A 21,750-nucleotide genomic window follows, 5' to 3' on the forward strand; every position below is an offset into this window, starting at 1 on the left:
CGGGGACACGACGATGAAGATCATGACCTGTCCCGTGAACGGCGCGCGCCCCGTATCCGAGTTCACCTACTGGGGCGAAATGCGCGACATGCCCGACCCGGCGAGCGCCACGGACGACGAATGGGCCGACTACGTGTTCTGCCGCAACGGCGCCGCGGGAGTGAAGAAAGAATGGTGGTGCCACACGCCGAGCAACACCTGGTTCATCGCCGAGCGTGACACCGCGAAGGATCGTGTCATCCGCACGTATCTGAATGACGAGGAGGCTTAAATGCGTCTGGCACCGCATGCAGGCGAATGGATCGATCGCAGCAAGCAGATCGAATTCGGCTTCGAGGGGCAGCGTTACACGGGCTTCGCCGGCGACACGATCACGAGCGCGCTCTGGGGCGCGAGCGTCCAGGTACTCGGGCGCAGCTTCAAGTATCACCGGCCGCGCGGCGTGCTCTCGCTCGCCAATCACGACATCAACGCGATGTTTCAGGACGGCGCGCGCCTGAACGTGCGCGCCGACGTCACCGAGCTGATCGCGGGCGCGAACTGGCATGCGGTCAACACCGCGGGCGGCGTGGCCGCCGACCGTGGGCGCTGGGTCGGCAAGCTCGCGCCGTTCCTGCCCGTGGGCTTCTACTACAAGGCGTTCTACAGCAAACGCTGGTTTCCGCGCTGGGAGCGCATGTTCCGCAAGATGGCCGGGCTCGGCAGCGTGGACCTCAGTGCGCCGCACGTGCGCACGCCCAAGCGCTACGGGTTCTGCGACGTGCTCGTGATCGGCGCTGGCCCGTCGGGCCTCGCGGCGGCGCTGGAGGCGGCGCAGCAGGGCGCCGACGTGGTGATCGTCGACGAGAACGCGCGCTCCGGCGGCAGCGGCACTTACCAGGCCGGCGGCGACGTGGCGCGCCTCGAAGAGGTCCGTGCGCTCGAAGCCGCAGTGCGTGCCCATCCGCGGGTGCGCATGCTCAACCGCACGCTCGCCGCGGCGTATTACGCGGACCATTGGGTGCCGCTCGTGGACGCCGGGCGCATCACGAAAATGCGCGCGAAGGCGGTGGTGCTGGCGAGCGGCGCGTTCGAACAGCCTGCAGTGTTCCGCAACAACGACTTGCCTGGCGTGATGCTCGCCTCGGCGGCGCAGCGCCTCGTCTGGCGGTATGGCGTGGCGCCCGGCAAGCGCGTGGCCGTGCTGGCCGCCAACGCCGACGGCTATCGCGCGGCCCTCGACATGCTCGAGCGCGGCATTGCCGTGACCACGCTGATCGAGTTGCGCGCCACGCATCGCTTCGGCGAACTCGCCCGCGAGCTCGAAGCGCGCGGCGTGGAGGTGCTGGACTCGAGCTGCGTGATCGAAGCGGTGCCCAACGCAGCGGGCGACCGCCTCGCGGCGGTGCGCGTGGGCCCCACGCCGCCCGCGGGCATGAGCGCCGTGACGGGCCACACGCGGCAGATCGAATGCGACACGCTGCTGATGAGCGTGGGCTGGGCGCCGGCCGCCAACCTGCTGTATCAGGCGGGCACCGCAATGCGCTATGACACGGACGTTGAGCAGTTCGTTCCCGCGCGCCTGCCCGAAGGGGTGTTCGCGTGCGGCCGCGTGAACGGCGTGCATACGTTCGGGAGCAAGCTGATGGACGGCCGCCGCGCAGGGGCCGAGGCCGCCGCCCATGTGGGATTCGAAGCGTCCTCGGGCAGCGTGCCGTCCATCGCCATTCCTGCGGAGCCTGAGTCGCCGTCCCACGCCTGGCCGATCGTGCCGCATCCGGCGGGCAAGAACTTCGTCGACTTCGACGAGGATCTGCAACTGAAGGACTTCGAAAACGCCGTGCAGGAAGGTTTCGACAACATCGAACTGCTCAAGCGCTTTTCGACGAACGGCATGGGCCCGAGCCAGGGCAAGCACTCGAACATGAACGGCCTGCGCATTCTGGCCCGCCTGACCGGCAAGGCGCCGCAGGAAGTGGGCACGACCACGGCGCGGCCATTCTTCCATCCTGTGCCGATGGCGCTGCTCGCGGGCCGCGGCTTCAACCCCGAGCGCCGCACGCCGATGCACGCGCAGCATGAGCGCCTCGGCGCGAAGTGGATGCCCGCGGGCGTGTGGCAACGGCCTGAGTATTACGCGGTACAGGGGAAGGACCGCGCCCGCTGCATTCAGGAAGAAGTCCAGGCGGTGCGCAACGGCGTGGGCATGATCGACGTGGGCACGCTCGGCAAGCTCGAGGCGCGCGGGCCGCAGGCTGCGCAGTTTCTCGAACGCGTGTATGTGTCGAAGTATGCGGGGCTGAAGGCGGGCATGACGCGCTATGCGCTGATGTGCGACGAGGCGGGCGTGGTGATCGACGACGGCGTGATTGCGCGCCTCTCCGACGATCACTTTTACTTCACCACCACGACCTCGGGCGCGGCGGCCATCTACCGCGAGCTGTCCCGTCTCAACACGATCTGGCGGCTCGATTGCGGCATCGTCAACGTGACGGGCGCCTATGCCGCCATCAACCTTGCGGGTCCGTATTCGCGCGCCGTGCTCTCGAAGCTGGTCGATATCGATCTGTCCTCCGAAGCGTTTCCGTATCTCGGCATTCGCGTGACGGGCGTCGCCCTCGGTGCGAACCGGGTGCCGGCGCGGCTGATGCGCGTGGGCTTCGTCGGCGAATGGGGCTATGAGATTCACATTCCCGCCGAATATGGCCCCGCGTTGTGGAACGCGCTTTACGAAGCGGGCAGGGAATTCAACATCCGGCCGTTCGGCGTGGAGGCGCAGCGGCTCTTGCGCCTCGAGAAGGGGCACGTGATCGTGAGTCAGGACACCGATGGCCTCACGACGCCGCGCGACGCCGCGATGGACTGGGCGGTCAAGATGGACAAGCCGTTCTTCGTCGGCCAGCGCAGCCTGCAGGCGATCGACCAGCAGACGCAGCAGCAGCGCCTCGTGGGCTTCGCGCTCGACGACGGCGTGAAGAACCCGGCGCTGCGCGAGTGCCATCTCGCCATCGAGGGCAAGGAGATCGCGGGCCGTGTGACGAGCGTGTCATGGAGCGAGACGTTGCAAAAGACCATTGGCCTCGCGTTCGTGCGGCCCGCGATGGCACAGCCGGGCACGCACATACGCTTCCGTCTGAGCGATGGCGTCATGGTGCGCGCCACGGTGGTGTCACTGCCTTTCTATGACCCCGACAATCTGCGCCAGAAAGACGCCGCGCCCGCGCAGGCCACCGCACCGAGGAAGGAGACCGCATGAGCGCAACGAACGTAGCCAGCGCAGCGAATGTGTCGCTGCGCACGAGCCCGGTACGCGACGCCCTGCACGGCATCGATCCGCAGTGCAGTGTGGTCGAGAACATGCAGGTCGTGGAGCGCTTCGGTGCGAACGACGAAGCGCGCGCACGCAGCGCGGGAATTGCGGACGTCTCGCACCTGTACCGCATGGGCTTCAAGGGCCAGGGCGTGGCCGCCTGGCTGGCCGAGCAGGGTTTGCCGGTGCCGCCGCAGCCCAATAGCTGGGCGCCGCTTGGCAACGGCGGGCTGATCGCGCGCCTCGGCCTGAACGAGTACCTGATCGAGGACGGCATCAGCGGCAGGGCGTCGGCGAAGCTGGCCCATCGCGAGCCGGCATTGCGGGTCTACCCGGTGCTGCGCCAGGACCTCGCGATCGTCCTGTGCGGCGAGGCGATCGACGAGCTCTTGCTGCAGACCTGCAACGTGAATTTTCGCGCACTCGATCTTGCAGTCCGACCCGTCGTGCTGACTTCGATGGCGGGTGTCGCTGTGACCGTCCTGCCGGGCGAGCGGTTGGGGCGGCCGTACTACCGTCTTTGGGCCGACGGCACGTACGGCGTGTACTTGTGGGAAACCCTCGCCGGCATTGCCGCCGAACTGGGAGGCGGGCCGGTCGGTCTCGCCGTGATCGACGAAATCGACCAGGCACCATCGAGCTAGGCCCATCAGGCAGCAGGACGCTTCTTCGACACCGTATTCACGACGCTTGAGGACAATCGACATGACACCCGCAGAAGCCAAGCAGTTCCTTGCAGAGAACAACGTGAGGTACATCCTCGCGCAATTCGTCGACATTCACGGCGTCGCGAAGACGAAGTCCGTGCCGGCAGCGCATCTCGACCTGATCCTCACGGACGGCGCGGGCTTTGCCGGCTTCGCGGTGTGGGGTCTCGGCATCGATCCGCAGGGGCCGGACTTCATGGCGGTCGGCGATCTCGACACGCTCACGCTCGTGCCGTGGCAGCCGGGTTATGCCCGCATCGCCTGCGACGGCTACGTGAAAAAGGAGCCGTGGCAGTTCGAGAGCCGCGTGACGCTCAAGAAGCAGGTGGACCGGCTGAAGGAGCACGGCTGGATTCTGAACACGGGCCTCGAACCGGAGTTCTCGCTGCTGCGCCGCACCGACGACGGCCGCATCGTGCCGTGCGACGAATCGGACGCGCTGCCGAAGCCGTGCTACGACTACAAAGGGCTCTCGCGCTCGCGCGAATTTCTGGAGCGCCTGACCGAGTCGCTGATCAAATGCGGCATCGACGTCTATCAGATCGACCACGAGGACGCGAACGGCCAGTTCGAAATCAACTACACGTATTCCGACTGCCTGAGATCGGCCGATTCGTACGTATTCTTCAAGATGGCGGCCGCCGAAATCGCCAACGAGCTTGGGCTGATCTGCTCCTTCATGCCCAAGCCGTTCTCGAACCGGCCCGGCAACGGCATGCATATGCACATGTCGATTTCGGATGGCGAGCGCAACCTGTTCGCCGACAAGCACGACGAGCGCGGCCTCGGCCTCTCGAAGCTCGCCTACCACTGGACGGCCGGCCTGCTCAAGCACGCGGCGGCGCTCTCGGCGATCTGCGCGCCCACGGTCAATTCGTACAAACGTCTCGTGGTGGGCCGCTCGCTCACCGGCGCGACGTGGGCGCCCGCCTATGTGAGCTACGGCGACAACAACCGTTCCTCGATGGTCCGCATTCCGGGCGGGCGCATCGAACTGCGCCTGCCCGACGCCGCCTGCAACGCGTATCTGGCAACCGCCGCCGTAATCGCAGCCGGCCTCGACGGCGTGAACAACAAGCTCGATCCAGGCGAGCCGTGCAACAAGAACCTGTACGAAATGAGCGCGGAGGACCTGCGCAAGCACGAGATCAGCATCCTGCCGCAGAACCTTCAGGAGGCGCTGCACGCGCTAGAGCGCGACGAGGTGATGCTGGAAGCGCTTGGCCCGGCGGGCGGCGAGTTTCTGCGCCTCAAGCACATGGAGTGGATCGAGTACATGCGCCATGTGTCGGACTGGGAGCAGAAGTCCTACCTCGAATTTTTCTGAGCGCGCATAGCGGCGCCGCGCGGGCGCCGCTATGCCAGTCACCCACAAAACGCAGGAAACACGTGTAGGAGAGCACTCATGTGTGGAATTGTAGGATTGCTTATCAAGCAGCCGTCGCTGCGTGAGCGGCTGGGCGAGCTGATGGTCCCCATGTTGCTCGGCATGACCGAGCGCGGGCCCGACTCGGCGGGGCTGGCCGTTTTCACCGAGCCGGTGGCCGCCGACGTGCGCAAGATCAGCCTCTACTCGGGCCTTACCGAAGAAGCCGAAGACTTCAACTGGCAAGGGCTCGCGCACGATATGAACGCGCATCTGGGCGCGGGCGCCTCGGTCCATGCACAGGGCAATCATGCGGTGCTGAGCGTCAATATCTCGCCAGAGACCGCGAAGCGCTGGATTGCCGAGCAGCATCCGCGCCTGCACATCCTTTCCACGGGGCGCGCGATCGACCTGTACAAGGATATCGGCACGCCCAAGGAAGTGTCCGACCGTTACGCGTTCCAGAAGCTCACCGGCACGCACCTGGTAGGCCACACGCGCATGGCGACCGAGTCGGCGGTCACGCCCGACCGCGCCCACCCGTTCACGGCGGGCGAGGACTTCTGCCTCGTGCACAACGGCTCGCTCTCGAACCCCTTCGGCGTGCGCCGCATGCTCGAACCGCACGGCATTCATTTCGATACGGACAACGACACGGAAGCCGCCTGCCGCTTCCTCGAATACCGGCTGCGCGAAGGCGATGACCTCGAATCCGCGCTGCAAAAGGGCTTCGAGCAGCTCGACGGCTTCTACACGTTCCTGATGGGCACGCCCGACAAGCTCGCGCTGATCCGCGACCCGTTCGCCTGCAAGCCGGCGGTCGTAGCCGAAACCGATGACTACGTGGCGATCGCTTCCGAGTTCCGCTCGCTGGCGCACCTGCCCGACATCAAGCATGCAAGCGTGTTCGAACCGGCTCCCGAGGAGATGTACGTATGGAAAGTGTGAACTTTGACCTGGCAAGCACGTCGGTGACCGAAGTCAACCGGTTCTTGCACAAGGACGCCGCCGGCAAGGGCGTGCAAATGGTGCGTATCGCCAACCCCGACGGCGCGCACAACATCGCGGTCGGTCTCGACCTGCCTGTCGAGGTGGAGATCGACGGCCACGCGGGCTACTACGCCGCCGGCATGAACAAGGAGGCGAAGGTCACCATTGCGGGCAGCGCCAGCACCGGCGTCGCCGAAAACATGATGAGCGGGCGCGTGCACGTGAAGGGCTTCGCGTCGAATGCGGCGGGCGCGTCGGCGCAGGGCGGCCTGCTCGTGATCGAGGGCGACGCGGGCCTGCGCTGCGGCATCTCGCTCAAGGGCGCCGATATCGTGGTGAAGGGGTCGGTGGGCAGCTTCTCGGCATTCATGGCGCAGGCCGGGCGGCTGGTGATCTGCGGCGACGCGGGCGACGCGCTCGGTGATTCGCTATACGAAGCGGTGCTGTACGTGCGCGGCAACATCAAGTCGCTGGGGGCCGACGCGCGCGAAGAGCCCATGACGGCCGCCGACATCGAAGGCATCGCGCAACTGCTGCGCGCGGCAGGCCCGGCGTTCGCCGGCATCGAGCCGAAGGAGTTCAAGCGCATTGCCTCGGCCCGCTCGCTCTATCACTGGAACGCGGACGCGAACCAGGAATATTGACCCAAGGACCCCGCCATGGAAATCAAGCCGATCCACCTGAAGCAAATCGCCACGGAAGAATCCTGGGGCTTCGACCGCAAGACGATCAACTATATCCAGAACGCCGCGGCGCATGGGCTGTACGAGATCCGCGGCCTGGGCGCGAAGCGCCACGTGCCGCACTTCGACGACCTGCTGTTCCTCGGCGCCTCGCTCTCGCGCTATCCGTTGGAAGGCTACCGCGAGAAATGCGCGACGAAGACCGTGCTCGGCACGCGCTTCGCGAAGAAGCCCATCGAGCTCGCGATCCCCATCACGGTCGCAGGCATGAGCTTTGGCGCGCTTTCGGCCAATGTGAAGGAGGCGCTCGGCCGCGCCGCGTCCGAGATGGGCACCTCCACCACGACCGGTGACGGCGGCATGACCCAGGAGGAGCGGCGCTCGTCGAAGACGCTGGTCTATCAATGCCTCCCGTCGCGCTACGGCTTCAATCCCGACGACCTGCGCAAGGCCGACGCGATCGAGGTCGTGATCGGTCAGGGCGCGAAGCCGGGCGGCGGCGGTATGCTGCTCGGCCAGAAGATCTCGCCGCGCGTTGCGAAAATGCGCACGCTGCCCGAAGGGATCGACCAGCGCTCGGCGAGCCGCCACCCCGACTGGACCGGCCCGGACGATCTGCTCATCAAGATCCAGGAGCTGCGCGAGATCACCGACTGGGAGAAGCCAATCTACGTGAAGGTGGGCGCAACGCGCACGTTCAACGACGTAAAGCTCGCGGTGCACGCGGGCGCGGACGTGATCGTGGTGGACGGCATGCAGGGCGGCACCGCGGCCACGCAAACCTGTTTCATCGAGAACGTCGGCATTCCGACGCTCGCCGCGCTGCGCCAGGCGGTGGACGCGCTCGAAGACCTCAACATGAAGGGCACGGTGCAGCTCATCATCTCGGGCGGCATCCGCAGCGGCGCGGACGTGGCGAAGGCGCTAGCGATGGGCGCGGACGCGGTGGCGATCGGCCAGGGCGTGCTGGTCTCGCTGGGCTGCAACAGCGCCTCGTATCTCGAGAAGGGCCAGCACGTTCCGGCGCTCGACGACTACGCGAACCTCGGCACCGCGCCCGGCTATTGCCACCATTGCCATACCGGCAAGTGCCCCGTTGGCATCACGACGCAGGATCCCGTGTTGCAGGAGCGCCTGCAGCCCGACGTGGGGGCGAAGCGTCTGCGCAACTATCTGAAGACGCTGAACATGGAGCTGACCACGATCGCGCGCGCCTGTGGCAAGCAGAACGTGCACCACCTGGAGCCCGAGGACCTCGTCGCGCTCACGGTGGAGGCGGCGGCAATGGCGCGCGTGCCGCTCGCGGGCACGAACTGGATCCCGGGCGTGGTCTGATTCGCGATGACGGCTCAGATCATCGATGGGAAGCACCTCGCGCGGCGGCTGCGCGCGCGATTTCGCGAGCGCGTCGCCGCGCTGTCCATGCGCGGCGTCGTGCCCGGGCTCGCCGTGGTGCTGGTGGGCGACAATCCCGCCTCGCAGGTCTATGTCGCGAACAAGGTGAAGGCGTGCGAGGAGAGCCGCGTGCGCTCGTTCATGCACCGGTTCCCCGCCACCTGCACGGAAACGGAACTGCTCGAGCGCATTGGCGAGCTGAATCTCGACCCGGCCACGCACGGCATTCTCGTGCAACTGCCGTTGCCGCCGCAGGTGAATGTGCGGCGCGTGCTGGAGAGCATCGTCGTCGACAAGGACGTGGACGGCTTTCACCTGTACAACGTGGGCGCGCTGGTGGTCGGCAATTCGATCTTTCCGCCTTGTACGCCCTATGGCGTACAACTGCTGCTGGAGACCACGGGCATCGACGTGGCGGGCAAGAACGTGGTGGTGGTGGGGGCGAGCAACATCGTCGGCAAGCCAATGGCGCTCATGCTGCTGCAAAAGGAAGCGACCATCACGGTCTGCCACGCGAAGACGCGCGATCTCGCGCATCACACGATTCACGCGGACATTCTCGTCGTGGCGGCCGGCAAGCCCGGGCTCATCAAGGCGGAGATGGTGAAGGAAGGCGCGATCGTGATCGATGTGGGGATCAACCGGCTGGCCGACGGGCGCATTGTCGGCGACGTCGATTTCGAGGCCGTGCGTGAGCGCGCCGCGTGGATCACCCCGGTGCCCGGCGGCGTGGGGCCGATGACGGTGACGATGCTGATCGAGAATACGCTGCGTTCGGCGGAGCGGTTCGCACAAGGCGAGGCGTTTCATCCAGCGCAGCCGTTCTGGCAGATGACGGCACGCTAGTGGGTACGTGAGTGGCGCGCGAGGCGTGGGAAGGAGCGGGCGTGGCTGAAGGCACGATGGATGCGGACGATGGGCGCGCCGCGCTCGACGCGGCGTATCGTCACGCGCTCGCTTTTTATGGCGCGCGCCATTCGCAGCCGCCTGCCTCGACAGCCAGCTTTGCGACGCTGATGGAAGCATTCGGCGGCCCGACGCCCGAGACCGGCATGCCGGCGCACGAGACGATCGAGCAACTGGCGGAGGCGGCGGGCCCCGGCCTCATGGGCACGGCGGGGCCGCGCTTCTTCGGCTGGGTGGTGGGCGCTTCGCATCCGGCTGGCGTGGCGGCCGACTGGCTCACGAGCGTGTGGGGGCAGAATGCCGGCTGCTACGAGGGCGCACCGGCCGCCGCCGTGGCCGAGCAGGTGGCCGCACAATGGCTGGTCGACCTGCTGCGGCTCCCGCTGGAGTGTACCGTTGGCTTCACATCCGGCGCGACGATGGGCAACTTCGTCTGCCTCGCAGCGGCGCGCGGCGCACTGCTGCGGCGCGTGGGCTGGGACATCGAGGCCGACGGCCTGTTCGGCGCGCCACCCATTACCGTATTTATCGGCAACGAGGCGCATGCGAGTGTGTTCGCGGCATTGCGCTATCTCGGCTTCGGGGAACGCTCAATAGTCAGGATTGCGAATAATAGCGCAGGACGCATGCAGGCCGACGCGCTGCGGGCAGCGTTGGCTCGCAGCAACGGAGCGCCTGTCGTGATCGCGCAGGCGGGCCACATCATGACCGGCGCATTCGATCCGGTAGACGAAATCGCCAGGCTCACGCACGAGCGCGGCGGCTGGCTGCACGTGGACGGCGCCTTCGGCCTGTGGGCGAGGGCGTGTCCTTCGCGCGCGCCGCTCGCGGCCGGCGTCGAGCTGGCGGATTCGTGGGCGACGGATGTTCACAAGTGGCTGAATGCGCCTTATGAGTGCGGCTGCGCGTTCGTGCGCGATGCCGACGCGCATCGGCGCGCCATGACGATAGGCGCGGGCTACCTGCCGAGCGCCGCTGACGAGTCTATCCGCGATCCGCTTCATTACGCGCCGGAGCTCTCGCGCCGCGCTCGCGGCTTCGCGCTGTGGACGCTGCTGCGCACGTTCGGCAGACGCGGGATCGCGGCGATGGTCGAGCGGCACTGCGTATTCGCACAGCATCTCGCGCGCCGTCTTGCTGCTGAGCCTGGCGTCGCGGTGCTCAACGAAGTTCAGTTGAATCAGGTCGTCGTGCGGTTCGGCGCAGACGAGCCGGCAGCGCGCGGCGACGCGCTCACGGACTTGACGATCGCGCACCTCCAGCGAGCCGGTGTCTGCTTTGCAACGGGCGCGCATTGGCGGGGGCGCCGCGTCATGCGCGTCTCGGTGACGGCCTGGCCAACCAGCGGCGATGATATCGAGCGCAGCGCCACTTCGATGATCGAGTCATGGCGGGCGGTGCGGCTAGCGTACCGGAATGCGGCCGACACCCCGGCAGACGCGGCGCACGTATAGCGCCCGCAGACGAGCATGCGGGCACGCGCTCGCCATATGCCATCGGCGAGCGCGGCGGGCGTCAGCGCTTGCCCTCAGACGCCGCAATCGCCCGCGCCGAGGAAAGCAGCGCTTCGGCCATGCGGATGCTGGCCGCATCGATCAGTCGTCCATCGAGCGACACCGCACCCTTGCCGTCCTTCGCAGCCTGAGCCATCGCATCCATGATGCGCTGCGCGCGTGAGACTTCGGCGTCGCCTGGCGTGAATACGCGGTTCGCGAGCTCGATCTGCGAGGGATGGATCGCCCACTTGCCCTCGTAGCCCAGCACCGCCGCGCGCTTCGCGGCCGCATCATAGCCGTCCGGGTCGCTGAAGTCGCCGAACGGGCCGTCAACCGGCCTCAGTCCATACGCGCGGCAGGCCACCATCATGCGCGTCTGCGCCGCGTGCCACTGATCGCCCCAGAAGTACGCGCGCTTGCCGTGCTCGTCCTTGTCGCTCAGCACGCCATAGTCGCGGTTCACGCCGCCGATCACCGTGGTGCGCGCACGCGTGGAGGCCGCGTAGTCGGCCACCCCGAAGGACATCGCTTCGAGCCGCCGGCTCGATTGCGCGATCGCCTCGACGTTGGCCATGCCGAGCGCCGTTTCGATCAGCACCTCGAAGCCAATGCGCCGCGTGCGCCGCTTCGCCGTCTCGATCTGCGTGACGAGCATGTCGATCGCATAGACGTCCGCCGCCACGCCCACCTTGGGAATCAGGATCATGTCGAGCCGGGGGCAGGCCTCGACGATGTCCATGACGTCGCGGTACATGTAATGCGTATCTAGCCCATTGATACGCACCATCATCGTTTTCGCGCCCCAGTCGATATCGTTGAGGCCTTCGATGATGTGTTTGCGCGCCTGCTCCTTGTCGTCGGGGGCGACCGCGTCTTCGCAGTCGAGAAAAACGATGTCGGCGGCGGAGCGCGCGGCTTTTTCGAACATGGCCGGATTGGAGCCGGGCACGGCGAGCTCCGAGCGGTGCAGGCGCGGCGTGGCGGGTTCGATCGCGGTAAAGCTCATGGGTCATCTCCTCGATGATGGGACTCGCGCGGCTTAGCCCGTCGCGCCGAATCCCGATGCGATGCAGTTGATGGACAAGAGCAGCGGCACCAGATAGCCGCGGCGTTCCTGATCGGTGCTGGCCGCGCGGTAGAGGCGCAGCAGCTCGATCTGCTGGCGGCTCACCTGGTTGATGGCCGGCAGCCGCCGCGTGAGCCGTTCGCGAAACTGCGGGAAGCGCTCCGCAAGCTCGGCGCTGCTGCTCACCTTGAGCACCATCTCCACGGTGAGCCGGTACTCCGCCTCGATCTGCGTAAACACCGCCTCGCGCAGGCGCGCGTCCGGCACGAGGCTCGCGTAGTCGCGCGCAATCTCCAGATCGACCTGGGCGAGCGTCTTTTCGACCTCGTCGACGATCAGCCTGAACAAGCGCGATTCGCTGAACATCCGGCGCAGCAGGTCGAGTCCGCGCTCCTGGCGGACCGCGATAAACGCGCTTATCGCGCTGCCCACCCCATACCAGCCCGTGAGCGCGTGGCGGTTCTGCGACCACGCGAACACCCACGGAATCGCACGCAGATCGTGCAGGCTGCGGGCGCCGAAACGCCGCGCGGGACGCGAGCCCATATTCAGCATCGAGAGCTCTTCGAGCGGGCTCGCCGACTGGAAATAAGCGATCAGCTCGGGCTGCTCCATGAGCTTGACGTAGGCCGCGCGCGACGCGCCCGACAGCGCCTCCATCGCGTCGTCGAATTCGCCTCGCGGCCGCAGTTCGTCTTCGCGCTCGGACTTGAACGTGTGCTCGAGCACGCTCGAGGCGAGCAGCTCCACGTGATACTGCGCGGTGCCGCGGTTCGCGTACTTGTACGAGACGACTTCGCCCTGCTCGGTCACACGAAAACGCCCGTTCACGGAGCCCGCGGGCAGCGCCGCGATGGCACGGCCCGCGGGCACACCGCCACGGCTCACCGAGCCGCCGCGGCCGTGGAAGAAGGAGATCGCGATGCCTAGTTCGCGGCCCACGCGCGCGATCTTCGTTTGCGCCTTCGAGAGCTCCCAGTTGCTCGCGAAAAACCCGCCGTCCTTGTTGGAGTCCGAGTAGCCGATCATGATTTCCAGCACGCCGCCCTGCGCGCGAATGCTGCGCTTGACCATCGGCACGGCCAGCAGTTCGCGCAGGATCTCGGGCGCGCGGCGCAAGTCGTCGATAGTTTCGAGCAGCGGAACGACCGGCAGCGTGCAGCTTTCCACGCAAGCGGCATCACTGAAGAGGCCCGCCTCCTTCGCAAGCAGATAGACGCCAAGCACGTCGGTGGCGTGGTGCGTCATGCTCAGGATGAACGCGCCGAAGGCGTTGCGGTCCACCTGCTCGCGCATCGTGCGGACCATGCGGAAGATCTGCAGCGTTTCCGCTTCGACCTCGGGCAGTGCGAGGGTGGCGTCGTCGCCTTCCTCGCCTGGCTGACGATCCTGCGCGTGCGGACGCGCCAGCTCCGCGAGCAGCCACGCTTTCCAGGCCGCGGACTGCAAGTCGGGCGGCTCGGCGCCAGGCGCGGCGCGTGCGTGCCAGAGCGCGAGCAGCGTCTTGTTGATGATCGTGGAGTTCTCGCGCAAATCGAGCTGCACCGTGCAGAAGCGGAACGTCTCCACCTCGTGGCGTAGCGGCCGCATATACGCGACGCAGAGCCCGTCGCTGCCCGTTGCGAGCAGCGCCTGCTCCATTGCCCGCAACTCGGCGGCCAGTTCATCCGCGCTGGCATAGCCGCCCGGCACGGGCGTGCCGGCGCCGCGCCGCTGCGCGTCGGCGAGCGTCGCGTCGAGCTTGCGCAGCATGCAGGTCAGATACTGGCGGAACACCTCGCCGGGATTGCGCGTGGCGATGGCCGCGCCGTCGCCGCTGTGTTCCAGTGCGCGCGCCAGTTCCGTGCCGAACGCCTCGGGCACGGGCAGGGCCTCGGCGGTGATGCTGAGCGTTTGCGCCAGTTCGGCGATGCGTTGCCGGTAGCGCTTGAGACACGCAAGGCGGTTCTCGTGCAGCGTCGCGCGCGTGACGTCGTTGTTGACGAACGGATTGCCGTCGCGGTCGCCGCCTATCCACGAGCCGAACTGGAAGAAGCGCGGCATCTCGAAGGGCTCGCCCGGGTAGAACTGGCGCAGTGCGTCTTCGAGGCGCTCGAACAACAGCGGCACCGCCTCGAACAGCGTTTCGCCGAAGAAGTGCAGCCCCCATGCCACTTCCTGCGCGACCGTGGGCTTCTCGCGGCGCAGCTCGCCGCTCATCCAGAGCAGTTCGATCTCGTTGCCAAGCTGCGCGACGAGCGCGCGGCGCTCGCGCGGCGTCCAGCGCGGCGACTCCAGATCCATCAGCTTGCGATAGATGCGCCGGTGGATTTCGAGCACCGTGACGCGCTTGGCCTCGGTCGGGTGCGCGGTGATGACCGGGCGGATCTTCAGGTGCTGAAGCACCGTGCGCACTTCGTCGGCGGGCACGCCCGCCGCAGCCGCGTCGGCCACCACGCGCGCGAACGATGCCGAAAGCCGCGCATAGCCGCTCTCGATCTCGATTTCGCGGCGCCGGCGCATGGCGGTGCTCTGCTCGGCGACGCTCAACAGCTGGAACCAGATGCCCTGGGCCTGCAGGCTGCGCCGCCACACGGCGCGTGATACGTCGGGAGGCAGCGGCTCGCCGCGCAGCGCCCGCTCGACTTGCGGCTGGCGGCGCCGCGCCACGTCGCACAGCAGGCCGAAGAGCAGGTCGACCACACAGGGTTCGTAGGACTGCGCATCGAGCGCGGGCAGCGCCGCAGAAGCCGCGGCGAGGCGCTCGAGCGCAGAGGAGGGAGGGGACGCGGCGGCTGGGGCGTGGCGCGGCGCCTCCACGCCGCGCGGCGTCACAGCCGGCGTATCGTGCCGCGCTTCGGCACGTGCTTCGCCCCGGGCGGCCTCTGCCGGCTCAAGCGACGCGGCGGGCATCATGATGAGCCAACGCGAGCGCGACCGTGGAACCCAGCTCGGAGGCGCTGGGTGCGACAAGGAGGCCGTGCGACTTCATGATCTCGGCCTTTTCCGCGGCGCTGTCGCCCGCAGCCGAGATGATGGCCCCCGCATGGCCCATGCGCCGCCCCTTGGGCGCGGTGAGCCCGGCGACATAGCCGACCACGGGTTTCGTCATGTTCTCCTGCACCCAGCGCGAGGCCTCCGCTTCCTGCGGGCCGCCGATCTCGCCGATCATGATCACCGCCTCGGTTTCGGGGTCGTTCTCGAAGAGCCGCAGATGGTCGAGGAACGAGCTGCCGTTGATCGGATCGCCGCCTATGCCGACGCTCGTCGTCACCCCGAGCCCGAGGTCGTTGAGCTGCGCGGCGGCTTCGTAGCCGAGCGTGCCCGAGCGCGAGACGATGCCGACCGACCCGCGCCGGTAGATGTTGCCCGGCATGATGCCGAGCATCGCCTTGCCCGCGCTGATGATGCCCGCGCAGTTCGGCCCGACCAGCATCGTGCGCGTCTCTTTCGGATAGCGCAGAAGGTAGCGCTTCACGCGCATCATGTCCTGGGCCGGAATGCCGTCGGTGATGCAGCAGACGAGCTGCAATCCCGCATCGGCGGCCTCCATGATGGAGTCGCCGCAGAAGGGCGGCGGCACGAACACGAGGCTCGCGGTGGCGCCCGTGGCCTGCACGGCTTCCTTCACCGTGTTGAAAACTGGGCGCTCGAGGTGGCGCTGGCCGCCCTTGCCGGGCGTGACGCCGCCCACCACGTTGGTGCCGTACGCGATCATTTCCTTCGCGTGAAAGGTGGCCTTGTCGCCGGTGAAGCCCTGCACGATCACGCGGGTGTTTTCGTCGATCAAGATGCTCATGGTTGCGCTCCTATTTGCTCTTTCTGGCGCGATGCGCCTTCGACGCCTCGACGGCCTTCTGGGCCGCTTCGAGCAGCGATTCGGCCGCGATGATCGGCAGCCCGCTCTCGCGGATGATGCGGCGCCCCTCTTCGACATGCGTGCCCGCGAGCCGGACCACGAGCGGCACGCGCAGGTTCTTTGCGGCCTGCACGACGCCCTCGGCCACCCAGTCGCAGCGGTTGATGCCCGCGAAGATATTCACGAGGATGGCCGAGACGTTGGTGTCCGAGAGCACGAGGCGAAAGGCTGCGGCCACGCGCTCGGGCGATGCGCCGCCCCCCACGTCGAGAAAATTCGCGGGCTCGCCGCCGGCGTACTTGATGGTGTCCATCGTGGCCATCGCGAGCCCGGCGCCGTTGATGATGCAGCCGATGTCGCCCTCGAGGCCCACGTAGTTGAGCCCGAACTGCGCCGCCTCCGATTCGCGCGGGTCCTCCTGCGAGGCGTCGCGCATCTCCGATACATGCGAGTGGCGGAACAGGCCGTTGTCGTCGAACGTGACCTTGGCGTCCAGCGCGATCACGCGGTCGTCGGCGGTCACGACGAGCGGGTTGATCTCCACCATCGTCGCGTCGAGGTCGCGAAACGCCCGGTACGCGCCCATGATCGCCGCGACGGCGCGGCTCACCTGCTTGATGTTCAGGCCGAGACCGAAGGCCAGCTCGCGTGCCTGGAACGGCTGCAGGCCCACCGCCGGTTCGGCGATCGTCTGCAGAATGGCCTCGGGGTTCGTGCTGGCCACCTCCTCGATATCCATGCCGCCCTGTGCGGAGACGATCACGCGCACGCGCTCGGTCTTGCGGTCGAGCACGATGGCCAGATAAATCTCGCGCTCGAACTTCTCGGCCACTTCGATATACACGCGTTCGACGACCTTGCCTTCCGGGCCCGTCTGCGCGGTCGCAAGGCGCTTGCCGAACAGCGAAGCCGCCGCCTCGTGCACGTCGTGATACGTTTCGCACAACTTGATGCCGCCCGCCTTGCCGCGCGCGCCCGAGTGGATCTGCGCTTTCACGGCCCAGTGCCAGCCGCCCAGCTCGGTGGCGCAATACACGGCCTGGTCCGGCGTATAAGCAACGAGCCCGCGCTGGATGGGCACGCCGAAACCGGACAGCAGTTCCTTCGCCTGATATTCGTGAATGTCCATGATGGTCGTTCCATACCGATGAGAAAAGGGATGCCGCCGAGTGCTCAGGCGACCAGATGCTGCGGTTCGCCACTCACGTAGGCCTCCACGTTGTCGATCAACTGGTCGGCGAGAAACTGCATCGCGCCGTCCGACGCCCAGGCCACGTGCGGTGTGAGGATGAAGTTCGGCAGATCGAGTTCGAGGAGCGGATTGCCGGCTTTCGGCGGCTCGGTGCTCAGCACGTCGAAGCCCGCACCCGCGATCAGTCCTTCGCGCAGCGCCGTGGCAAGCGATGCCTCGCAAACCAGGCCGCCGCGCGCGGTGTTGATGAGGAGCGCGCTGCGCTTCATCGTCTTGATCTGATCGAGCCCGATCAGGTTGCGCGTTTCGGGCCGAAGCGGCGTGTGCAGCGAGACGATGTCCGCTTCGCGCAGCAACTGATCGAGCGGCACGAACGCGACATCGCGCGGCTTGTCCTTCGTCGACGCATGCTCCGCGAACAGCACACGCATGCCGAAGCCGCGTGCAATGGCGGCGGTGCCCCGGCCGAGCGCGCCGTCGCCGACGATGCCGAGCGTCGCGCCGTGCAGGTCGCGAATCGGGTGATCGAAGAAGCAGAACTGGTTCGACGCCTGCCAGCGGCCACGCCGCACGTCGTTGCCATAGGCGAGCAGATTGCGCCGCAGCGCGAGGATCAGAGCGAAGGTGTGCTCGGGGACCGTATGCGTGGCGTAGTTGCGGATGTTCGCCACCGCGATGCCGTGCGCGCGGCAGTACGCCGTGTCGATCACGTCGTAGCCCGTCGCGGCCACCGCGATCATCGCGAGGCGCGGCAACTGCGCGAGTGTTTCGGCGCGCAGCGGCACCTTGTTGGTGATCGCGATGGTCGCGCCTTCGAGCCGCCGCACGACATCGTGCGGCGCGGTCACGTCGTACTGCGCCCAGCAATGCTCGAAGGCGGGACGGCGCAGTTTGGCCTTCAATGTGGAGCGGTCGAGAAAGACGATGTCGTGTCGCATGATTTCGGTGTCCTTCCGGTTTGCAGTGTGCGTGGGAAGAAAGCGCTCAGGCCGCGGCCACGCGGCGCAGTGGCTCGACCGACTCCGCGTGCCCGGCTTCCTCGCGTTGCGCCTTGCGTGTGCGGTCGTGGGTGCGCCAGTACTGCGTGGCCGCGCCGGTGCCGCTGCCCGGGCGGACGTCGATGCCCACATCGAGCATGGCCATTTCCGCGCCCGCGATCGCGCTCGTGAGCATCAGCTCGTTGAGGTCGCCGAGGTGGCCAATGCGGAACACTTTGCCTGCCACCTTCGAGAGCCCCGCGCCGAGCGCGAGGTTGTAGCGCCGGAAGGCCACGTCGATCACGTGCGCCGCGTTGAAGCCCTGCGGCACGACAATGGCGCTCACGGTGTCCGAGTGCCACTTCGGCGCCTTCGCGCAGAGTTCGAGCCCCCAGCCTTCGGTGACCGCGGCGCGCACGCCCTGTGCGAGGTAGTGATGGCGCGCGAACACGTTGTCGAGCCCTTCCTCGAAGATCAGTTCGAGCGAGGCGCGCAGGCCGTAGAGCAGCGAGAGGGCCGGCGTGTACGGGAAATAGCCGGTCGCGTTGGCCTTGATCATGTCGCCGAGATCGAAGTAGCAGCGCTTCGACTTCGCATGCTCCATTGCCTTGAGCGCCTTCGGGCTCACGCAGAGAATGCCGAGGCCCGCGGGCAGCATCAGCCCCTTTTGCGAGCCCGTCACGGCGAGATCGACGCGCCAGTCGTCCATGCGGAAGTCGATGCAGCCAATCGAGCTCACGCCGTCCACGAACAGCAGCGCCGGGTGATGGGCGTTGTCCATCGCGTGACGCAGCGCGCCGATGTCGCTCGTCACGCCAGTGGCCGTTTCGTTGTGGCACGCGAGGATGCCCTTGATCTGATGCTTCTTGTCGGCGCGCAGCACCTCTTCGATGCGCTCGACGGGCACGCCTTCGCCCCAGTCCACGTCAATGATCTCGACCTCGAAGCCAAGGCGCTGCGCCATGTCCGCCCACAAGTGGCTGAATTGCCCGAAGCGCGCGACCAGCACGCGGTCGCCCGGCGAGAGCGTATTGGTCAGCGCGGCCTCCCAGGCGCCCGTGCCCGAAGAGGGGAAGATGAACGGCTGCCCGCTCGTGGTCTTGTAGAGGCGCTTGAGGTCGCACAGCAGGCCGTTGGCAAGCTCGGGGAAGCGTGACGAGCGATGATCCTCCATCGACACGACCATGGCGCGCAGCACGGCGTCGGGAATGTTCGTGGGGCCGGGAACAGCGAGGATGTTGCGGCCCGGGATGCGCGTTCCAGTGGTATTCGACATGTCTGTACTCCTATGTAATGAAGAACGGTATCGGTCGGATGATGGCAGTGGCGAATCAGGTTGCGGAGTGGCTCGCCGCCGTGCTGTGGCGCTCTTTGGGCGCATCGCCGTAAACCGGGAAGCGCGTGGTGAGGGAATGCACGGCGTCGGCCACGCGGCGGATCACGAGATCGTTGGCTGGCGCTTCGAGCACGTCGGCGATCAGATGAGAGAGCTGGCGTGCTTCGACCGCGCCAAAGCCGCGCGTGGTCATCGCGGGCGAGCCCACGCGAATGCCGCTAGTGACGAACGGCTTTTGCGGGTCGTTCGGAATGGCATTCTTGTTCACGGTGATGCCTGCACGGCCCAGCGCGGCCTCGGCGTCCTTGCCCGTGATGTTTTTCGCGCGCAGGTCGACGAGAAAGAGATGCGACTCCGTGCGGCCCGAGACGATCCGCAGCCCGCGCTCCTGGAGTGTTTCGGCCATCGCGCTCGCGTTAATCATCACCTGCTGCTGGTACTGCTTGAATTCGTCGCTCATCGCTTCACGGAATGCGACCGCCTTCGCCGCGATCACGTGCATGAGCGGGCCGCCCTGAATGCCGGGGAAAATCGTGGAGTTGAGCGCCTTCTCATGCTCGGCGCTGGAGAGGATCAGGCCGCCGCGCGGGCCGCGCAGCGTCTTGTGCGTCGTCGAGGTGACAAAGTCGGCGATGCCGACCGGGCTCGGGTAGAGGCCCGCCGCGATCAGGCCCGCGTAATGCGCCATGTCGACGAAGATCCACGCGCCTACGCTGTCCGCGATCGCGCGAAAACGCTGCCAGTCGATCACGAGCGAATACGCGGAAGCGCCCGCGACGATCATGCGCGGCTTGTGCTCGCGCGCGAGGCGCTCGACCTCGTCGTAGTCGATCACCTCGGTTTGCGGATGCAGGCCGTAGGCCACGGCGTTGAAGAGCTTGCCGCTCGCGTTCACCGAAGCACCGTGGGTCAGGTGCCCGCCGTGGGCGAGCGACATACCGAGGATAGTGTCGCCGGGCTTGAGCACGGACAGATACACGGCCTGATTCGCTTGCGAGCCGGAGTGCGGCTGCACGTTCGCATACTCGGCGCCGAAAAGCGTTTTCGCGCGGTCGATAGCGAGCTGCTCGGCCACGTCCACATGTTCGCAGCCGCCGTAGTAGCGTTTGCCCGGATAGCCTTCGGCATACTTGTTGGTGAGCAGCGAGCCCTGCGCCTCCATCACGGCGGGGGACGTATAGTTCTCCGATGCGATCAGCTCGATGTGGTCCTGCTGCCGCACGGACTCCGCTACGATGGCCTGACGCAATTCCGGATCGGTCGCTGCAATGGTCTGCTGGAAGCTGAACATGGGGCACCCTTGTGTGGATGGTCGATGTGGGAAACTTGAGAATGATGGTAGTGGCGCGAGGCCGAAAAGACTCATTCCGGTTTCTTATCCAACCCATAACCAGCCGCGCAAGCCAATAGCCGCGGGCCTCGCGCCTGCGAGGAATACCCCGTCGTAGGCATTGCCGCACTAGCCGCCGCTGGTACAGTGAAGGCATGGTGCGGGCGCTTTTCTGCGCGGCCGCGAGGGGGGGCTGAAGGTTGGCGACGAATAGAGGAAGCGCATGCTTAACCTGACATTGCGGCAATTGCGGGTTTTCGAGGCGGCGGCGCGTCACCTGAGCTTCTCGCGCGCGGCCGAAGAGCTGCACCTCACCCAGCCGGGCGTATCGGCACAACTCAAGCACCTCGAAGAAGCCATCGGCATGCCGGTGTTCGAGCAGATCGGGCGGCGCATCTTCCTCACCGAGGCGGGCCGCGAGGTGTATAGCCATACGCGCTCGATCCAGCAGCAGCTCAAGATACTCGAAGAGTCGCTCGACCAGATGCGCGAAACGAAGCAGGGGAAGATCCGCGTGTGCGCCGTGACGGGCACGGCGGGCCATCTCGCGCTCGAGTGCGTTTCACGCTTTACGAAGGCGTTTCCCGGCGTGCGTGTGCGCCTGAAGTTCGCGAACCGCGAGGCCGTGCTGGGCGCACTGGCCAGCAATGAAACCGATCTGGCGATCATGGGCCAGCCGCCCGAAGGGCAGGGGCTCGTTGCGCAGCCGTTCATGAAGAACCCGCTGGTGGCGATCGCGCCGCCCGATCACCCGCTCGCGCGGCAGCGCGCCATACCGCTGGCTGCGCTGGAGGACGAAATCTTCGTCGTGCGCGAGCCGGGCTCGGGCACGCGGCGCGTCATGGAGCGTTTTTTTGCGGAGCACCGCATCCGTTTTCGCCCCGGGCTCGAGGTGAGCAGCAACGACGCGGTCAAGTGCTGCGTCCACGCCGGCATGGGGCTATCGATCGTGCCGTTGCAGACCATCCTGCCGGAGCTGGAGACGCTGCGCCTGAAGGTGCTGGACGTGGAGCGTTTTCCGATCGTCCGCTACCTGTATATCGTGCATCGCGAGAACAAGCATCTTTCGGCGGCGATCGAGGCGTTCAAGCGGACGTTGATCGACGAGGCGCAGAAGGTGGCCGACACGGCGTAGCGCGTCTCGGTAAGGTGACGCGCACGCGCTGCTTCGCCAAACCG

General features: G+C 66.8%; 17 protein-coding genes. 10 read left to right on the forward strand and 7 right to left on the reverse strand.

Annotated features, from left to right (window positions below; translation table 11 throughout):
- Positions 1 to 13 precede the first annotated feature (13 nt).
- From AB4Y40_RS25045 to AB4Y40_RS25085, 9 genes are all read left to right on the forward strand, one after another.
- Positions 14 to 271, forward strand: coding sequence for a sarcosine oxidase subunit delta (locus tag AB4Y40_RS25045; RefSeq protein ID WP_368690094.1), 258 nt, complete (start codon positions 14 to 16; stop codon positions 269 to 271).
- Entirely contained in the window at positions 272 to 3,235 is a 2,964-nt protein-coding gene (locus AB4Y40_RS25050; RefSeq protein WP_368690095.1) for a glycine cleavage T C-terminal barrel domain-containing protein, read from the forward strand.
- A complete protein-coding gene (locus AB4Y40_RS25055; protein ID WP_368690096.1) occupies positions 3,232 to 3,933 on the forward strand; it encodes a hypothetical protein in 702 nt (233 codons plus the stop codon). Before AB4Y40_RS25050 ends, AB4Y40_RS25055 begins: the two co-directional genes overlap by 4 nt.
- 61 nt (positions 3,934 to 3,994) lie before the next feature.
- A complete protein-coding gene (gene glnT, locus AB4Y40_RS25060; RefSeq protein WP_368690097.1) occupies positions 3,995 to 5,323 on the forward strand; it encodes a type III glutamate--ammonia ligase in 1,329 nt (442 codons plus the stop codon).
- 78 nt (positions 5,324 to 5,401) lie between these two features.
- Positions 5,402 to 6,310: an amidophosphoribosyltransferase gene (locus AB4Y40_RS25065; protein WP_368690098.1), complete on the forward strand. Its 909-nt coding sequence runs from the start codon at positions 5,402 to 5,404 to the stop codon at positions 6,308 to 6,310.
- On the forward strand, positions 6,298 to 6,996 hold the full coding sequence (locus AB4Y40_RS25070; protein ID WP_368690099.1) for a protein glxC: 699 nt from the start codon (positions 6,298 to 6,300) through the stop codon (positions 6,994 to 6,996). Before AB4Y40_RS25065 ends, AB4Y40_RS25070 begins: the two co-directional genes overlap by 13 nt.
- A 15-nt stretch (positions 6,997 to 7,011) precedes the next feature.
- Positions 7,012 to 8,370 (forward strand): FMN-binding glutamate synthase family protein, encoded by a 1,359-nt coding sequence (locus AB4Y40_RS25075; protein ID WP_368690100.1) that lies wholly within the window; start codon positions 7,012 to 7,014, stop codon positions 8,368 to 8,370.
- 6 nt (positions 8,371 to 8,376) lie between these two features.
- Positions 8,377 to 9,276, forward strand: a complete 900-nt coding sequence (folD, locus tag AB4Y40_RS25080; protein ID WP_368690101.1) for a bifunctional methylenetetrahydrofolate dehydrogenase/methenyltetrahydrofolate cyclohydrolase FolD — start codon at positions 8,377 to 8,379, stop codon at positions 9,274 to 9,276.
- A gap of 41 nt (positions 9,277 to 9,317) precedes the next feature.
- Positions 9,318 to 10,790 (forward strand): aspartate aminotransferase family protein, encoded by a 1,473-nt coding sequence (locus AB4Y40_RS25085; protein ID WP_368690102.1) that lies wholly within the window; start codon positions 9,318 to 9,320, stop codon positions 10,788 to 10,790.
- Positions 10,791 to 10,851: 61 nt separating this feature from the next.
- On the opposite strand, the gene AB4Y40_RS25090 is transcribed toward AB4Y40_RS25085, so the two are convergent.
- Genes AB4Y40_RS25090 through glyA form a run of 7 tightly spaced genes read right to left on the reverse strand, consistent with a single transcriptional unit; the run spans position 10,852 to position 20,532 of the window.
- A complete protein-coding gene (locus tag AB4Y40_RS25090) occupies positions 10,852 to 11,838 on the reverse strand; it encodes a CoA ester lyase (RefSeq protein WP_368690103.1) in 987 nt (328 codons plus the stop codon).
- Between the two features lie 33 nt (positions 11,839 to 11,871).
- Positions 11,872 to 14,793, reverse strand: a complete 2,922-nt coding sequence (locus AB4Y40_RS25095; protein WP_368690104.1) for a phosphoenolpyruvate carboxylase — start codon at positions 14,791 to 14,793, stop codon at positions 11,872 to 11,874.
- Positions 14,771 to 15,676, reverse strand: coding sequence for a succinate--CoA ligase subunit alpha (gene sucD, locus AB4Y40_RS25100; RefSeq protein ID WP_368690105.1), 906 nt, complete (start codon positions 15,674 to 15,676; stop codon positions 14,771 to 14,773). The genes AB4Y40_RS25095 and sucD overlap by 23 nt, the downstream gene beginning before the upstream one ends.
- 10 nt (positions 15,677 to 15,686) lie before the next feature.
- Positions 15,687 to 16,865 carry a malate--CoA ligase subunit beta gene (locus tag AB4Y40_RS25105; protein WP_368690106.1) on the reverse strand — a complete coding sequence of 393 codons (1,179 nt, stop codon included), beginning with the start codon at positions 16,863 to 16,865 and terminating at the stop codon, positions 15,687 to 15,689.
- Between the two features lie 44 nt (positions 16,866 to 16,909).
- Complete coding sequence (locus tag AB4Y40_RS25110) at positions 16,910 to 17,866, reverse strand: D-2-hydroxyacid dehydrogenase (protein WP_368690107.1); 957 nt, start codon at positions 17,864 to 17,866, stop codon at positions 16,910 to 16,912.
- 46 nt (positions 17,867 to 17,912) lie between these two features.
- Positions 17,913 to 19,181, reverse strand: coding sequence for an aminotransferase class V-fold PLP-dependent enzyme (locus AB4Y40_RS25115; protein ID WP_368690108.1), 1,269 nt, complete (start codon positions 19,179 to 19,181; stop codon positions 17,913 to 17,915).
- 55 nt (positions 19,182 to 19,236) lie between these two features.
- Entirely contained in the window at positions 19,237 to 20,532 is a 1,296-nt protein-coding gene (gene glyA / locus AB4Y40_RS25120) for a serine hydroxymethyltransferase (protein WP_368690109.1), read from the reverse strand.
- Positions 20,533 to 20,794: 262 nt separating this feature from the next.
- On the opposite strand from glyA, the gene AB4Y40_RS25125 reads away from it, so the two are divergent.
- Positions 20,795 to 21,706 carry a LysR family transcriptional regulator gene (locus AB4Y40_RS25125; protein WP_368690110.1) on the forward strand — a complete coding sequence of 304 codons (912 nt, stop codon included), beginning with the start codon at positions 20,795 to 20,797 and terminating at the stop codon, positions 21,704 to 21,706.
- Positions 21,707 to 21,750: the final 44 nt, after the last annotated feature.

The organism is Paraburkholderia sp. EG287B, assembly GCF_040965595.1.
Lineage (GTDB): Bacteria > Pseudomonadota > Gammaproteobacteria > Burkholderiales > Burkholderiaceae > Paraburkholderia.

Bases quoted from the DNA above. Each gene is read 5' to 3' on its own strand.
- AB4Y40_RS25045 (WP_368690094.1), top strand. From the start codon at position 14: ATGAAGATCATGACCTGTCCCGTGAACGGCGCGCGCCCCGTATCCGAG.
- AB4Y40_RS25050 (WP_368690095.1), top strand. From the start codon at position 272: ATGCGTCTGGCACCGCATGCAGGCGAATGGATCGATCGCAGCAAGCAG.
- AB4Y40_RS25055 (WP_368690096.1), top strand. From the start codon at position 3,232: ATGAGCGCAACGAACGTAGCCAGCGCAGCGAATGTGTCGCTGCGCACG.
- glnT (WP_368690097.1), top strand. From the start codon at position 3,995: ATGACACCCGCAGAAGCCAAGCAGTTCCTTGCAGAGAACAACGTGAGG.
- AB4Y40_RS25065 (WP_368690098.1), top strand. From the start codon at position 5,402: ATGTGTGGAATTGTAGGATTGCTTATCAAGCAGCCGTCGCTGCGTGAG.
- AB4Y40_RS25070 (WP_368690099.1), top strand. From the start codon at position 6,298: ATGGAAAGTGTGAACTTTGACCTGGCAAGCACGTCGGTGACCGAAGTC.
- AB4Y40_RS25075 (WP_368690100.1), top strand. From the start codon at position 7,012: ATGGAAATCAAGCCGATCCACCTGAAGCAAATCGCCACGGAAGAATCC.
- folD (WP_368690101.1), top strand. From the start codon at position 8,377: ATGACGGCTCAGATCATCGATGGGAAGCACCTCGCGCGGCGGCTGCGC.
- AB4Y40_RS25090 (WP_368690103.1), bottom strand. From the start codon at position 11,838: ATGAGCTTTACCGCGATCGAACCCGCCACGCCGCGCCTGCACCGCTCG.
- AB4Y40_RS25095 (WP_368690104.1), bottom strand. From the start codon at position 14,793: ATGATGCCCGCCGCGTCGCTTGAGCCGGCAGAGGCCGCCCGGGGCGAA.
- sucD (WP_368690105.1), bottom strand. From the start codon at position 15,676: ATGAGCATCTTGATCGACGAAAACACCCGCGTGATCGTGCAGGGCTTC.
- AB4Y40_RS25105 (WP_368690106.1), bottom strand. From the start codon at position 16,865: ATGGACATTCACGAATATCAGGCGAAGGAACTGCTGTCCGGTTTCGGC.
- AB4Y40_RS25110 (WP_368690107.1), bottom strand. From the start codon at position 17,866: ATGCGACACGACATCGTCTTTCTCGACCGCTCCACATTGAAGGCCAAA.
- AB4Y40_RS25115 (WP_368690108.1), bottom strand. From the start codon at position 19,181: ATGTCGAATACCACTGGAACGCGCATCCCGGGCCGCAACATCCTCGCT.
- glyA (WP_368690109.1), bottom strand. From the start codon at position 20,532: ATGTTCAGCTTCCAGCAGACCATTGCAGCGACCGATCCGGAATTGCGT.
- AB4Y40_RS25125 (WP_368690110.1), top strand. From the start codon at position 20,795: ATGCTTAACCTGACATTGCGGCAATTGCGGGTTTTCGAGGCGGCGGCG.